This is a genomic window from Natronomonas pharaonis DSM 2160 (genome assembly GCF_000026045.1).
Classification (GTDB): Archaea; Halobacteriota; Halobacteria; order Halobacteriales; family Haloarculaceae; genus Natronomonas; species Natronomonas pharaonis.
Map to the genome: position 1 here is coordinate 988,712 of NC_007426.1, position 15,008 is coordinate 1,003,719.

The 15,008-nt window shown below is 64.7% G+C and carries 14 protein-coding genes; 10 read left to right on the forward strand and 4 right to left on the reverse strand.

The window, feature by feature from the left end; all coding sequences use genetic code 11:
• Window positions 1–12: 12 nt before the first annotated feature.
• Window positions 13–1,029 carry an amidohydrolase family protein gene (locus tag NP_RS05025; RefSeq protein ID WP_011322736.1) on the forward strand — a complete coding sequence of 339 codons (1,017 nt, stop codon included), beginning with the start codon at window positions 13–15 and terminating at the stop codon, window positions 1,027–1,029.
• Window positions 1,030–1,110: 81 nt separating this feature from the next.
• The gene (locus tag NP_RS05030) at window positions 1,111–1,611 is read left to right on the forward strand and encodes a universal stress protein (RefSeq protein WP_011322737.1); all 501 of its coding nucleotides are present in this window, start codon (window positions 1,111–1,113) and stop codon (window positions 1,609–1,611) included.
• A gap of 7 nt (window positions 1,612–1,618) precedes the next feature.
• Here the strand turns inward: NP_RS05030 and NP_RS05035 are convergent, their stop codons facing one another.
• Complete coding sequence (locus NP_RS05035; RefSeq protein WP_011322738.1) at window positions 1,619–2,296, reverse strand: heme exporter protein CcmB; 678 nt, start codon at window positions 2,294–2,296, stop codon at window positions 1,619–1,621.
• Window positions 2,293–3,012, reverse strand: coding sequence for an ABC transporter ATP-binding protein (locus NP_RS05040; RefSeq protein WP_011322739.1), 720 nt, complete (start codon window positions 3,010–3,012; stop codon window positions 2,293–2,295). Before NP_RS05040 ends, NP_RS05035 begins: the two co-directional genes overlap by 4 nt.
• Window positions 3,013–3,066: 54 nt before the next feature.
• On the opposite strand from NP_RS05040, the gene NP_RS05045 reads away from it, so the two are divergent.
• From NP_RS05045 to NP_RS05055, 3 genes are all read left to right on the forward strand, one after another.
• A complete protein-coding gene (locus NP_RS05045) occupies window positions 3,067–3,744 on the forward strand; it encodes a cytochrome c biogenesis CcdA family protein (RefSeq protein ID WP_011322740.1) in 678 nt (225 codons plus the stop codon).
• Window positions 3,745–3,812: 68 nt separating this feature from the next.
• A complete protein-coding gene (locus tag NP_RS05050) occupies window positions 3,813–4,271 on the forward strand; it encodes a cytochrome c maturation protein CcmE domain-containing protein (protein ID WP_011322741.1) in 459 nt (152 codons plus the stop codon).
• A gap of 94 nt (window positions 4,272–4,365) precedes the next feature.
• Entirely contained in the window at window positions 4,366–5,892 is a 1,527-nt protein-coding gene (locus NP_RS05055) for a molybdopterin-dependent oxidoreductase (RefSeq protein ID WP_011322742.1), read from the forward strand.
• On the opposite strand, the gene NP_RS05060 is transcribed toward NP_RS05055, so the two are convergent.
• Window positions 5,893–6,024: a CcmD family protein gene (locus tag NP_RS05060; RefSeq protein WP_011322743.1), complete on the reverse strand. Its 132-nt coding sequence runs from the start codon at window positions 6,022–6,024 to the stop codon at window positions 5,893–5,895. It abuts the gene before it with no gap.
• A 5-nt stretch (window positions 6,025–6,029) separates the two neighbouring features.
• Window positions 6,030–6,776 (reverse strand): cytochrome c biogenesis protein, encoded by a 747-nt coding sequence (locus tag NP_RS05065; RefSeq protein ID WP_011322744.1) that lies wholly within the window; start codon window positions 6,774–6,776, stop codon window positions 6,030–6,032.
• A gap of 162 nt (window positions 6,777–6,938) precedes the next feature.
• Between NP_RS05065 and glyA the strand changes: the two genes are divergently transcribed.
• From glyA to NP_RS05090, 5 genes are all read left to right on the forward strand, one after another.
• Entirely contained in the window at window positions 6,939–8,213 is a 1,275-nt protein-coding gene (gene glyA / locus NP_RS05070) for a serine hydroxymethyltransferase (protein ID WP_011322745.1), read from the forward strand.
• Window positions 8,214–8,306: 93 nt separating this feature from the next.
• Window positions 8,307–9,716 carry an FAD-dependent oxidoreductase gene (locus NP_RS05075; RefSeq protein WP_011322746.1) on the forward strand — a complete coding sequence of 470 codons (1,410 nt, stop codon included), beginning with the start codon at window positions 8,307–8,309 and terminating at the stop codon, window positions 9,714–9,716.
• Window positions 9,717–9,792: 76 nt separating this feature from the next.
• Window positions 9,793–10,686: a bifunctional methylenetetrahydrofolate dehydrogenase/methenyltetrahydrofolate cyclohydrolase gene (locus tag NP_RS05080; protein WP_011322747.1), complete on the forward strand. Its 894-nt coding sequence runs from the start codon at window positions 9,793–9,795 to the stop codon at window positions 10,684–10,686.
• A 4-nt stretch (window positions 10,687–10,690) separates the two neighbouring features.
• Window positions 10,691–11,224, forward strand: a complete 534-nt coding sequence (locus NP_RS05085; protein WP_011322748.1) for an NUDIX domain-containing protein — start codon at window positions 10,691–10,693, stop codon at window positions 11,222–11,224.
• Window positions 11,225–11,515: 291 nt separating this feature from the next.
• Window positions 11,516–14,959, forward strand: a complete 3,444-nt coding sequence (locus NP_RS05090; RefSeq protein WP_011322750.1) for a carboxypeptidase regulatory-like domain-containing protein — start codon at window positions 11,516–11,518, stop codon at window positions 14,957–14,959.
• Window positions 14,960–15,008: the final 49 nt, after the last annotated feature.

Below are 15,008 nucleotides of genomic sequence, written 5' to 3' on the forward strand. Positions count from 1 at the left end.
CGTTCGGCCCGTATGGAGCTTTCCGGAACGATACTCGCCGGCCCCGACTACGAGCCGATAGAAGGCCGTGTCGTCGTCGAGGACGGCGAGATAACGGCCATCGAGGAGGTCGAGACCGCCTCCTCGGACATTATCTGTCCTGCGTTCGTCAACGCCCACACCCACATTGGCGATTCGATAGCCAAAGAGGCGGGGCGTGGGCTCTCGCTTGACGAACTGGTCGCGCCGCCGGACGGGCTGAAACACCGGCTCCTTGACGATGCCTCGCGGGAGGAGCTGGTGGCGGCGATGGCTCGCTCGCTCCAGTTCATGCAGGCGGCCGGAACCGGCGCATGCATCGAGTTCCGCGAGGGCGGCGTCGAAGGCATCGAAGCGCTCCAGGCGGCCACGGCGGGGCTCGATATCGAGTCGGTCGCCCTTGGCCGTGACACGACCGACGTGCTCGACATCGCCGACGGATACGGAGCCAGCGGTGCCCGCGATGGCGATTTCTCGGCGGAACGGACCGCCACCGGCAGGGCGGGACTGCTCTTCGGTATCCACGCCGGCGAGCGGGACGCCCACGACATCAACCCTGCACTCGACTTGGAACCGGACTTTTTGGTTCATATGGTCCATGCCGAACCGCTCCACCTCGAACGGGTTGCGGACCGCGGCACGCCGGTCGTCGTCTGTCCTCGCTCGAACCTCGTCACCGATGTCGGCGTACCGCCGGTGGCCGACCTTCTAGAACGGACCACCGTCGCTCTCGGGACCGACAACGTGTTGCTCAACAGCCCCTCGATGTTCCGCGAGATGGCGGTTACCGCGAAGCTCTGTGATGTCACCGCACCGGAGGTTCTCCGGATGGCGACGGCCGCGGGCGCGGAGATAGCCGGGCTGAACTGCGGTGTCATCGAGCCTGGCCGGCGAGCGCGGCTGCTCGTTCTCGACGGCGACAGCGACAACCTCGCGGGCGTTCGGGACCCTGTTCGAGCCGTCGTCCGTCGGGCCGGCGTCAACGATGTGAAAAACGTCGTGCTGCAGTAGCTCCCACAGTCGGAGCAGTTGAGCCGCTGAACGGTCGAAACTCGTATATGTAACTATTAATAATTGTGGTACTAGGGAACAATGTACGATACGATTCTCGTGCCGACCGACGGGGGCGGAGGAATCGGACGGGTAATCGACCACGCCGCCGAGATAGCGGCGGCACACGGGGCGGCACTTCAGTTTCTCTACGTGCTTAACACCGATTCGGCAGCGGTCTCGGCGGCGGCCGTCGGCGGTGAAGCCCACGAACTGCTCCGCTCGCAGGGCGAGGAGGCGCTCGCGGACGCCGACGCTCGGGTCGATGTGCCGACAGAGACCGCCCTGCTGGAGGGGCAGCCGGCCGACCGCATCGTCGAGTACGCCGACCGGACGGGCTGTGACCTCATCGTGATGGGGACGCATGGCCGTGGCGGACTCGGCCGGCTGCTGCTTGGCAGCGTCGCCGAGCGGGTCGTTCGGCTGTCGTCGCAGCCGGTGTTGACCGTCCACGTCGACGACAGTGCGGACAACGACAAGACCTCTCTCGAAGAGGTGTCGCCGGTGACGGTCGACCCGGCTGTCTCCGGCGTACTGGAGTGATTGTTGTCTACTCCTCGACGACGTACTCGAAGGTCATCCAGCCGGCAAGCAGCATCAACCCGTCGTAGGCCAGCAGCACCCGGAACCACGCGGTCGTCATGCCATCCGAGAGGTCCGGCTGTGTCAGTGCGGTCCCGGCAAGCAGTACGGGCACGACGAGCGGAATCAGCAACACCGGGAGCAGCGACTCCTGCAACTGCGAGTGGAGCATCAACACCGACAAGAGCACGCCGACCGCGCTGAGACCGAGCGCCGCCAGCGGCACGACCGAAAGCAGCGTCGAAAGCGCCGCCGGCTCGAAGGAGTACTCCAAGAAGACGACGACGAAGACGAGACTCAGCAGGCCGATACCGGTGACAAACACCGTCGTGCTGAGCACTTTTCCGAGATAGACCGCCGAGCGGTCGACCGGCGCGAGCAAGAGGCCGTCGATGGCGTCGTTTTGGCCTTCGAGTGCGACCGCATGACTCATTCCAACGACGCCGCCGAAGACGACGGCTATCCACAGCGCCCCGCGGGCCAGCGCCTCCCGGCTGCCGACGTCCTCGCCGAAGACAAACGAGAAGACGACGATGACGAGCAACGAGAAGACGAACGCCGAGTTGACCGTCTGCTTGCTCCGGGTTTCGACCAACAGGTCCTTCCGAGCGACCTCATAGACGGTCCGGAGATACCGGCCGGTCATCGTAACGCCCCGCCGACAGCCGGTTCGCCGCCACAGAGCGTTTCATATCGGTCGACCGCTCCCTCGACGGTCTCGAATTCGTCGGCAGCGGCGTCGCCGACCAGCCGCCCTTCGCGCATGAAGAGAATCCGGTCTGCGAGTTCGACGCCGCGTTCGAGGTCGTGGGTCGACGCCAGCACGGTCCGGTCGGCCAACTCCGAGAGGACGGTCGTCATCCGCTTGAGCGATGTCTGGTCGAGGCCGGTGTACGGCTCGTCGAGCAGGAGCAACGCGGGGTCGTGAACGAGCGCGCGCGCCAGCGAGACCCGCTTTGCCATCCCGTGTGAAAACCCCGACACCCGCTCGCTGCCGCGGGCGGCGAGGCCGACGGTTTCGAGCAGCTCCTCACAAATCGCCTCGTCAACGCCGTGGAGCCGGGCGTGCAACCGGAGGTTTTCCCGCGCAGTGAGCTCTTCGTACAGGAGTGTCTCGTGGGTTAACACGCCGATATCGCCGCGAGCCGCATCGTCGCCGACGAGGGGCTGCCCATCGATTCGGATGGTCCCGTCGCTCGGCCGGGCGAGCGAGGCAAGCATTCTGATGAGTGTTGTCTTGCCGGCCCCGTTCGGACCGAAAAGCACCGCTGTCTCACCGGCAGTGAGTTCGAAAGAGACGTCGTCGACGGCGAGGTGGCTCCCGAATCGCTTCGAGAGGCCGGCGACCGAGACGAACGACATACTGACGGTTCTCAGACCCACAAGTTAAGCATTGTACTTCCCTACGGCCGATTGATGGAGGTCCCGACGCTCTCGGTCGTCTTCATAGCCGGCGTGGCGACGATACTGACGCCGTGTTGTCTGCCGCTGTTGCCGCCGCTGTTGTCCGGCAGCGTCGGCCACCGGCTGCGGCCAATAGCCATCGTTGCCGGAAGTCTGGTGTCCTTTACGGCCCTTGGCGTCGTCGTCGGAACGCTCGGGTCGTTCTCACCTGATTCACTTCGCACGCCGGCCTTTCTGGCTATCGTCGCGTTCGGCGCGGTGATGGTTGATGACGACCTCAACCGAATCTACTCGACGTATGCCTCCCGACTCTCCGGATGGCTGACGGGCAGTTTCTCGACGCTCGATGCGGACCGACGGCCGCTCGCATCGGCGTTTTCGCTGGGGACGCTACTTGGCGTTATTTGGCTGCCCTGTGTCGGGCCGGTACTCGGGGCGGTGCTTGCCTATGCGGCAACGACCGGCGCGGCAGCCGAAAGCGGCCTGCTGCTCTTCGTCTACGGGACGGGCTTTGCGGTGCCGCTTTTGGGCGTCGCCTACGGTGGCAAAATCGCGGGGCGCTCCGTCGTTTCCCGCCTTGGGGCTGTCGGCGGCACGGAGACGCTCAGACGGATAGCCGGGGGCATTCTGCTGGTGACCGGCGTTGCCCTGCTCTTCGACTTCGACCGCGTGCTGTTGTCGGCGCTGTGACCGTCGCCGTGTTCGTGTCGTGGTATCGAGCAAAGAGTTGATGTAGAATCCAGCCGAACGTTCTGGCAATGGACCGGAGGACAAAAGCCGTCGTCGGCGGCGTCGGCATTGCCGTTTTGCTGGCGATACTGGCGACGACGACGATGGGGGCCGCGGCGGAGTTCGTCACGCCGACCGACCTCGAAGAAGACGACGACTATCAGAACGAACTCGTCAAGCTCGAAGGGCAGGTCACCGACCTTGAGGAAGGCCCGCCCATTGCTTTCGCTGTCGACGACGGTAACTACACGAAGGCAGTCACCTACGACGGCGAGATGCCCGAAACGATGTCCGAAGGCCGCATCGTCGTTGCGGAGGGACATTTCGACGGTGAGACACTCGTCGCCGACGACCTCACCGTTCGTGCCCACGAGGGCGAACACCCTGACGACCACCCCGGCGGTGTCGACGCTGATGCCCACGACGAGAGTCACTTCGAGGGCGACAGCGACTACGACAACGGCGACTACGACAAAGACGACTACTGACCCCGGAGCCGTTGCCCCGGCGTGTTCTCTCCAGCCGGTCCCGTTTTCGTGGACTGAAGCCGGCGTTTAATTGTCTCGCTGCGCTACTACCGGTATGTCCGATTCAGACAGCGCCCGTTCCGACAACGGGTCGGCCATCGGCCGATACGGGATGGCCGCGATTGCGGTCGTCGCGGCGGGTGTCTCGACGGTTGCGACCTCGTTTGCCGTCTATGCGACCGGGCGCGAATTTCTGGTGTCGTCGCTGAACCGGCACCTCCTCGAGTATCTTCCTGGCTGGTTCGTCTCCGGCGTCATCCAGCGGTTCGGCAACCTCGCGCTCGAACTGAGTATGGTGTTTTCCGGCGCTCTCCTCGCCGTCGTCTTCGGTATCGTCGCTGTCGGCGGCTACCGGCTCGGCGACCGGCTCTCGCCGACCCTGCCGCCGGTAGCGGGCTTTGTCGTCGCGACAGCGCTCGTCTTCGTCGTTTCCTACTCCGTCGTCGGCTCGGCAATGGCGGTTGTCGTTCCGGCTCTCGTTGGCGGCGTCGTCGTGACGTACTTCGAGACCCGCTCGCCGACTGAGATAGCGACCGACAGCGAGCGCCGCTCGGTGCTGCGGGCCGTTTCGGCGGTTGCGGCCTTCAACGTCGTCGCCCACGGCATCGGACTGGTGCGGCGGAGCCAGACCCAGCGGGCGGAACAGGAGCTTCAGGAGCGGGCCCTGCGGCTCGAAGCCGAGCACATGATTTCGGACGCACGGCAAAAGGAACTCGACGTCGAGGGGGTTCAGCCGCTTGTCACCGATATCGAGGACTTCTACAAAGTCGATATCAACCCGAGCCCGCCCGCTGTCGACCCCGACTCGTGGGCGCTTTCGATTACCGGCGCCGTCGAAGAGCCGGTCGACCTCGACTACGCGGAGATACAGCGTTTCCCCGTCGAACACCAGTACAAGGCGATTCGGTGTCTCAGCGACGACATCGAGGACGACAAGCTCGATACCGCCGTTTGGACTGGCTGCTCGATGGATGCGGTGCTCGATGCGGTCGACCTGCAGGGGTCACACGTCATGCTGTACGGTGCTGACGACTACTTCTACTCCATGTCGGTCGAGGACTTCCGGTCGTGTCTGCTCGCCTACGGCATGAACGGTCTCGAACTCCCGCAGGCCCACGGCTATCCGGTCCGGCTGCTGGTTCCCGACCGATGGGGGAAGCTCCACGTCAAATGGCTCACCGAAATCGAGGTTATCGACGATTACTCGGGGGGCTACTGGGAAGAACAGGGCTGGCACGGGATGGGCGCGGTAAACGCCGTGACGAAAATCGACCGCATCAACCGCCCGGAAGGTCGCATCCAGATATGCGGCCATGCGTACGCCGGCGCTCGCGGCGTCGACAGAGTCGAAGTATCGATAGACGGCGGCGAGACGTGGACCGCAGCGGCGCTCAGCGGCCAGCTAGACAATCCGGATACGATACGACAGTGGGTCTATGAAATCGACGACCCACAGCAGGACGAATACGAGGTCTACGCACGGACTATCGACGGCACGGACACCATCCAGACAGAGGTCAGGACGGACCCGTTCCCCGACGGGGCGACCGGATGGGTCAACCGAACCATCCGGCGTGGGTAGCTACTCTCCCCGTTCTGCCGAGAGGTCTTCGAGTCGGGATTCGAGGCGGTTGAGCCGGCTCCGCAGGTACAGCACGTACACTACGAGTGCCGCGAAGATGGCCCCGTAGGACGCTCCGAGTAGGTACTCCATAGTTGTTAGTCACCACCCGTCGGTTTGTGCGTTTTCGTCCGCGTTCGGTCTTTCATCTCATCAAGGCGGCTCGTCAGTTCGTGGAGCCGGACCCGGTTGCCGAGCAGGTACACATAGAGGAAGAAGATAGCAAGGAGCGAAACAAACAGTACCGAGGCGGTGATGTTGGCCTCCGCGTCGGGATTGCCGATAGAGGGAGCGTGAAGCTGTGCCGTCCACAGCCGGGTCGAAGCGTACGATATCGGGACGGTGATGAACCCGACGACGCCGTAGACCGACGCCAGCCGCGAGACGCGGCCGCCGTCGCCGGCCCCGGAGTAGATTATCAGATAGCCGGCGTAGATGAACCACACGAACAGGAAGGTGACAAGCCGGATGTCGGACCAGTCCCACCACGTGTTCCAGATGATGCGGCCCCAAGCGCTGCCGGTCACAAGCGTCAGCGTCGCGAAGATGAATCCGAGTTCGCCGGAGGCGTGGGCAAGCTGCTCCCAGAACCGCGTCGACGTGACGAGATAGAGCACACAGCCGACGAACGTGACTGTCAGTGCGAGGCCGCCGACGATTGCCAGCGGCACGTGCCAGTAAGCGATGAGGTTGATGCCGTGGTCGACGCCGTACATCGATGCGGAGGCAAAGCCAAAGACCAACACGAGCGAGGCCAGCCCGAACCCCAGCGCCAGATAGCCCGGTACGGCGCTGTGGAACAGCCGCCTGAGAACGCGAACTGAGAGCCGCCGGTCGGTGTCCATACATCGGCGTTCGCAGCCGCAGACAAAAATGGTGCGCAACCTCCCATCGCCTCGGATGATACGGCGGCGCACCCGTGAAACCCAGCGCGCCATCGCTGAGGGGGCTCCAAGCCGTTGCCGCAAACGGGTAGCTTCTTGTCGCGCCGATGTAGTATTTGAACTATGAACTACGAGCAGGTCCGCGAGGCCGACCCTGCAATCGCTGCTGCGCTTGCCGACGAGCGCGACCGCCAGGAAGACACGCTGGCGATGATTGCCTCCGAGAACCACGTCTCGGAGGCCGTCCTGCAGGCCCAGAGTTCGGAACTGACAAACAAGTACGCCGAGGGCTACCCCGGCGAGCGGTATTACGCCGGCTGCGGTCCCGCAGACGACGTCGAAGAACTCGCCATCGAGCGCGCCGAGGAGCTGTGGGGTGCCGAACACATCAACGTACAGCCCCACTCCGGAACGCAGGCGAACATGGCTGTCTATCTCGCCATGCTGGAGCCCGGCGACCGGATTCTCTCCCTAGAACTGGAACACGGTGGCCACCTCAGCCACGGCCACCCGGCCAACTTCACCGGCCAGACCTACGAAGTCGAACAGTACGAGGTCGACCCCGAGACGGGCTACATCGACTACGACGAACTCCACGAGCAGGCCGAGGCGTTCGAGCCGGACATCATCGTTTCCGGCTACTCCGCCTACCCCCGCGAGGTCGAATTCGAGCGGATTCAGGAGGCCGCCGATGCTGTCGACGCCTACCATCTTGCCGACATCGCCCACATCACCGGACTCGTCGCCGCCGGCGTCCATCAGTCGCCGGTCGGCGTCGCCGACTTCGTCACCGGCTCGACGCACAAGACCATCCGCGCCGGCCGCGGCGGTATCGTGATGTGTGACGAGGAGTACGCCGACGATATCGACGCTGCCGTCTTCCCCGGCGCACAGGGCGGTCCGCTGATGCACAACGTCGCCGGCAAGGCCGTCGGCTTCAAGGAGGCGCTCCAGCCCGAATTCGAGCAGTACGCCCAGCAGGTTATCGACAACGCCGAGGCGCTCGGCGAGCGGCTGCAGGAACACGGCTTCTCCCTTGTCTCCGGCGGCACCGACAACCACCTCGTGTTGGTCGACCTTCGGGAGTCCCATCCCGACACGAGCGGCACCGTCGCCGAGGAGGCCCTCGAAGCGGCCGGCATCGTTCTCAACAAAAACACCGTGCCCGGCGAGACCCGGTCGGCGTTCAACCCCTCGGGCATCCGCGCCGGCACGCCGGCGCTGACGACCCGCGGCTTCGACGAACAGGCCTGCGAGCGCGTCGCCGACATCATCGCCAACGTCATCGACAACCCTGACGACGAGGGGACCATCGACGAAGCCGCCGCGGAGGTCGACGCCCTCTGTGAGGAGTACCCGCTCTACCAGGGCGAAAGCGGCATCACCGACTTCGAGTAGCGACCCGGCCAGCCTGCCGGTCGCTCCCGTATGGGCGTCGCCGTCGCCACGCCGCCCGTCGCTTTTATAGCCGGCGTCCGAATCGCCCGATATATGAGTACGTTTGTCGTCATCGGCGGCGACGCCGCCGGGATGTCGGCCGCGAGCAAGGCAAAGCGCGACACCCCGGACCTCGATGTCGTCGTCTTCGAGAAGGGTGCGTGGGTCTCGTACGGAGCCTGCGGGCTCCCCTATTATATCAAAGGCGAGATACAGACGCTTGAGGACCTCGTCTCTGTGACCCCCGAGCAGTTCCGCGAGGAGCGGGACATCGACCTGCGAACCGGCCACGAGGTCGTCGATATCGACCCCGACGACCGGACGGTCACAGCCCGCGGCGACGGCGAGGAACTCGTCCAGCCGTACGATTCGCTGCTGATTGCGACCGGCGCTGCGGCAGTCGTCCCCGACATCGAGGGCGTCGACCGCGAGGGGGCCTACACCCTCGGGTCGATGACCGACGGCAAGGAACTTCGGGAGTTCGTCGCCCGGGCTCGCGAGGAGGGGCCGGCTGAACAGCCCGATAGCGGCCCAGCCTGTCAGCAGCTTGAAAACTGTAATGGCCCTGTCGGCGTCGTCGGCGGTGGGTATATCGGTATCGAGATGGCCGAGGCGCTGGCCGCCAACGACTTCGAGGTCCATCTCTTCCAGCGGAGCGACCGGGTTCTGAAGGCCTTCGCCCCGGAGACGAGCGCCGCCGTCGCCGACCACCTCGAATCCCAGTCCGTCTCGCTGTATCTCGGCTCGGAGGTGCAGGCACTCGACGGCGACGACGGTGTCGAGGCCATCGTCACCGGTGACGGCGAGCGGGTTCCTGTCGAGATGGCGCTGCTCGGCGCCGGCGTCCGTCCGCGGACCGACCTCGCAGCGGCGGCGGGTATCGAACTGGGGCCAACGGGCGCAATCGCGACCGACGCCTACCGCGAAACGAACATCGACGACGTCTACGCCGCCGGCGACTGCGCCGAGGCCGAACACGTCGTCACCGGCGAGCCGACCTACGTCCCGCTGGCGCTGACTGCGAACCGCCACGGCCGGGCTATCGGCCAGACCGTCGCGGGAACGCCGACGAAGGGTGGCGGCGTCGCCGGGACGGCAGCGGTCAAGGCCTTCGAGATGGAGGCTGCCCGAACCGGCCTCAGCCACGACGACGCCGCTGCGGCCGGGTTCGAGCCGGTCACCGAAACCATCGAGGCCAAATCCCGCGCCGGCTACTACCCGGGGGGCGGGACGGTGACCGTGACGCTGACCGCCGACAGCGAGACCGGCCGTCTCCTCGGCGGCACGCTCCACAGCGAGTACGGTGAAGGGGCGGTCCACCGAAGCCACGGGCTCGTTGGGGCTGTCACCGAGGGCGTCACGCTGTCTGAGCTTTCGAACTACGATTTCGCTTACGCGCCGCCGTTCAACACGACGTGGGACCCGATACTCACCGCCGCGAAGGTCCTCGACGGCACGCTGTAGCGGACGAACACGCCGCGTTCGGCCGTGCTGGCGGCTTCCGGGGCATTGATACGTCCGGCGCGCCCCGACTCGGGTAATGACAGAGGTCATCGACGGCAACGCCGTCGCGAGCGACATTCGCGACGACCTGACCGACGCGATAGCAACACTCGCCGACGCCGGCGCACGGCCGGGGCTGGCGACGGTGCTGATGGGCGACGACCCCGCCAGCGAAACCTACGTGAACATGAAACAGCGGGACTGCGAGGAGGTCGGCATCGAGAGCTACCACGTCGATGTCGATGGCGACGCGCCGCCGGAGACGCTGTACGACGAGATAGCCGCGCTGAACCAAAACGACGATGTCCACGGCTACATCGTCCAAGCCCCGGTCCCGGACCACGTCGACTACCGCGAGGTCATCCGCCGTGTCGACCCACAGAAGGATGTCGACGGCTTCCACCCGGAAAACGTCGGGCGGCTGGTCGCCGGTGACGCCCGGTTCCGTCCCTGTACACCCCACGGCGTCCAGAAGCTGCTTGAAGCCGCCGACATTGACACCGAGGGCAAGGACGTGACCATCGTCGGCCGTTCGGATATCGTCGGCAAGCCGCTGGCGAACCTCCTGATACAGAAGGCCGACGACGGGAACGCGACGGTGACGGTCTGTCACTCCCGCACCGAGAATCTCGCTGCAAAGACCCGACGTGCCGACATCGTCGTTGCCGCTGCGGGTGCGCCGGAACTCGTCGACGGCTCGATGATTGGGGAAGGGTCAGTCGTCATCGACGTTGGTGTCAACCGCGTCGACGCGGACAACGAGAAGGGCTATGAACTCGTCGGCGATGTCGAATACGAGAGCGCAACGCAAAACGCCAGTGCAATTACCCCGGTTCCCGGCGGCGTCGGCCCGATGACCCGGGCGATGCTACTGTACAACACGGTCAAGGCCGCGAGCCTGCAGGAAGACATCGACGTCGCGCTCCCCTGAGTCAATGCCGTCGCCGTCCGCGCTACTGGACCGCTACGAGAGCCCGATTCACAAGCGGGACACCATCGAGCTGTCGGCAGACCGCTACGAAGCCGGTATCGAGCGCGGTGACGACGGCGCGTGGGGCGTCGGTGCGCTGGTCGTCTCGGCCGGCCGAGTGCTCTTTGTCCGGGAAGGCGAGACGTGGCTTCTGCCGGGCGGTAAGCTCCACGCCGACGAGTCTGTAGAGGCCGGCGCTCGGCGCGAAGTTCGCGAGGAGACGGGCATCGACATCGAACTATCGACGCTCGGGGCGGTCGCAGAACAGACCTTCCGGCATCCGGAGCGGGACGATTCCTACCAGTTCTATTTCGCCACGTTCGTCGCCGAGCCACGACCGCCGGAACCAGAGCCGACGGCGGCCGCCGAGGCTGTCGACGAGGCGGCATGGCTCCAGTCGGTCCCGGAATCGACCTTCGACCGCGAGTTGGTCGTTCGGCTGGTCGAACGTTACAGCGGTAGCGAGGCGAAAGCCCACCCCTTTCAGGGGTGTGGATGAAGCCGACAACTGAGAATCTCTCCACGGGATTGAGCCATCCCAGAGTTTTTATTCAATCGGAACGTAAGCATGACCACGCCGAGGCGGGTTCACCGCCCTGTTAAACGGATAATATCGGGATTCGGGCCACACCACGTCTGAAGGAATCCCCTTCGGACCGCTGGTTGTGGATTCCGACACACGGTAACTCTGAATCCCATGCCGGGATAGGAGTAACGGCGGTTTGGCCCCGCCGGCAGTCTGGTCATGCCGACGAGACTGCAAACCTGAAACTCCCAACCAAGCGGTGCGGTGCCGTGGGAATCCCACCCCGTTCACGGGTGGGAGGAGGTCAAGGTTGCGGCAGTTGACGGAACGCCCACCATCGAAATTGAGGACGGTACTGATGAAACAGATGCGGTCGGCATTTCGGTTCCCGGCGATGATGTGACCATCCGAGATATCGAACTCGACGGCAGCGGCGGCAACGGTGACATCGACACCGGCATCAAGACGACCGCGCCCGACACTGTCGTCGAGGATGTGACTATCACAAACGCCGCCGACGGCATCAGCGTCGAGGGTGACATCGCGCTAGATGGCAGCGACAGCCGAATCGAGGGGGCAACCGTCGAAAACGCCGACCGCGGTGTCGTGGTGACCGGCTCCGCTGACACTATCGAAGCCACCAGCATCGGCCTCACGGACGACGACGCTGTCGGTCTCGTGGTGCAGGACGGCGGCGGGATAGCGACCCTTGACGAGTTCTCGGTCAAACGGGACAGCGGGACCGGTGGAACAGGTATCGAACTCCACGGAAGCGACGGCATCGACGGCCACGGCGTGACCTTCGAGAACCTCGATACTGCGTTCGTCGTCGACGACGGTACGGCAGACGTCGCGCTCACGGGTGTCGATGCAAACCCTACAGCGACCGTTGAGTTCGGCGATGTCGCCCCGGCGGCAAACAGCATCGAAATCAGCCACGATGACGGCCCACCCGTTACGGTCGGCGGCCGGGAGGCGACACTTGAACGCGACGACGACGCCCCGAACGACCCCGAAGACCTGTTCGGCATCGGTGCCGACCTCAGCCTCGAAAGCGACGGTGAGGACTCGGAACTCGACCTCACAATCAGTTACGACGGCCACGCCGCCGGCATCGTCGACGAGACGCTGGCGCTCTACCGACACGACGACGGCAACGGTGACTGGACAGACGTCGGTGACTCGACTGTCGACACGGACGAGCGCGTCGTCGAGGCGACCGTCACCGACTTCTCGACGTTCGAGGTCTACGGCGAAGGTGGGGTAATCGTCGAGGACGCGACGCTTCCGGACCGGACTGCGACCGGGGCGACGGTGAACGTTGAGGCGACAATCAAAAACCAGGGTGATTCCGAGCGGACCGGAACGGTCGAGTATCAGTTCGACGGCGATGGTGTCGACAATACCACGGTGTCGCTCGACAGCGAGGCGTCTACTGCCGTCGCCTTCGCCTACACTGTCCCCGACGATGTCGATGCCGGCGACACGTCCCACGGCATCGTCACCGAAGACGACGACACCCAGCGTGGCGATATCACCGTCACCGACGAGGCCTTCTTCGAGGTGACTGACATCGATGCGCCGGCAAGCGTCGAGCCCGACAGCCAAATGACCGTCTCGGCGCTGGTGACGAACCACGGCGAAACGGAAGGGGACCAAGACATCGAACTGCGCTTCGGGAGCGACCTCGAAGACAGCGACGATTACGAAACACTGGAAACAGAGAGTAAGGTCTCGCTCGACCCCGACGACGACTCTCGGGTTGAACTCACCGGTACCGTCCCCGATGATAACGGAAACGGTCTCAGCGACCTTGACCTCAGCGTTGGCGACGATGCCAAGGTTGGGGTGTTCTCCGATAACGATGACGACAGAACGACGACGCGCATTGCCGAAACAGTCCACACGATTTCCGGGACTGTAGAGGACAGTCAACTTGGCGAGACGCTCGAAGACATCGACATAGCGGCCGTTTCTGACGGCGATGACTTCGAAACGGCGACCGGCGAGGACGGCGAGTATGAACTCGCCGTCCCGGCCGATACGTACGACGTGACCGCTGCCGACGCCAGCGAGCGCTACGGCGCTGAAACCGAGGACAATGTCGACGCCTCCGACGGAGACGTCGCGGATGTCGACTTCGACCTCCGGCTACGTGACGGCACCCTCGTCGGAACGGTCACCGACGCGGGCACCGGCGACGCGCTTGAGGGCGCGACCGTCGCCACGACCGCCGACGGCGAGGACCGGGAGACAGAGACCGACGCCAACGGGGCGTACGAGCTGTCGCTGCCGCCCAGCGACTACGAAGGGGCGTACACGGTGACTGTCGACGCCGATGGATTCGAAGAGCGGGCCATCGACACGGTCGACGGCGCGTCGATTGAAATCGAGCCGAACGAGGAGACAACGCTCGATGTCGCTCTCGATGCCGACCCCGGAACTGTCAGCGGAACCGTCCTTGACGACGAAACTGACGACCCAATCGAGAACGCGACGGTGACTGCTGACGGCGAATCGACAGCGACCGACGAGGCTGGCGACTACGAACTCACCGTCCCCCGCGGCGACCACGATATCACAGCGAGCGCGGCCGGCTACGCGGATGCTACGGAGACTGTGTCCGTCGGTCCCGGCGAAGACGTCTCCGGCGTCGACTTCCGGCTCGACCGGATACCGGTGCTTACTTTCGAGACAGTTACCGTCCCCGAGTCGGTTGAACAGGGCGGGACGCTCTCAGCCGACGTAACCGTCGAAAACGAGGGACTGGCTGCCGGTACGGCAACCATATCGCTCGATATCGATGCGCTCAACCTCAGCAACGAGGGTGACGTTGACCTCGGTGCCGGCGAGAGCACCGACCGCTCCCTGTCGGTGTCGATACCCTCGGATGCCGACACCGGCGACTACGACGCGACGCTGTCGGTCGGCGACGAAACCGAAACCCGGACTTTCGAAGTCGAAGCGGCAACGACCGGTAACGGCGGCGGTGGTGGCGGTGGTGGCGGTGGTGGCGGCGCAGTTGGCGGCGGTGGTGGCGGCGGTGGCGGCCCGTCAACGAGCATGTCCACGGCTATCGAAGACAGCGCGCCCGGGCAGCCGGGGATTACCATCCAGACTGGCCGCATCGACGACCTCGATTCGATAACGCTGTTCGATGAGACTGCCACGGGGAGCGTCCGCGTCAACGGCTACGGTGACCGTCTGCCACCCCGTTCGCCGTCGATGGGGACACAGCCGGTCATTTCCGCCGTCGAAGTCATTGTGCCGGATGCGTACGCCGACTCCCCCGGCTCGCTCCGGTTTACCATCCATAACCGACAACTGCTGCACGCAGACACCGAGCCGGAGGAGCTTCGAGTACTCCGGGCGGTCCCGGGCGGCTACCAGCAGCTTGACACAGAGGTCGTCGGGTCTACGAACGCCGATGTGACCATTGAAGCCGAGACGCCGGGCTTTTCGGTGTTTGTCGTGTCGAACGACGGAACCGATGCGCTCGTTGATGACGAGCCGCCGGCTGTCGAGGAAGACACTCCTGATGAAGCTGACGAACCAGATACGCCCGATACGCCGACGGAGACGGACGATGACGTCCCTGAAGACGTTCCCGACGACCAGCCGGGACTCGGTGTTCTCGCAGCACTACTGGCGCTTGCTGTGGCACTTGGAGGGCGAGTCCTGCTTGCGACATGCCGCAGCGAGGCCTAGCCGCTATCTCCAAACGGAACCTACGACGCTCTTGAAGCCGATAGCCAGC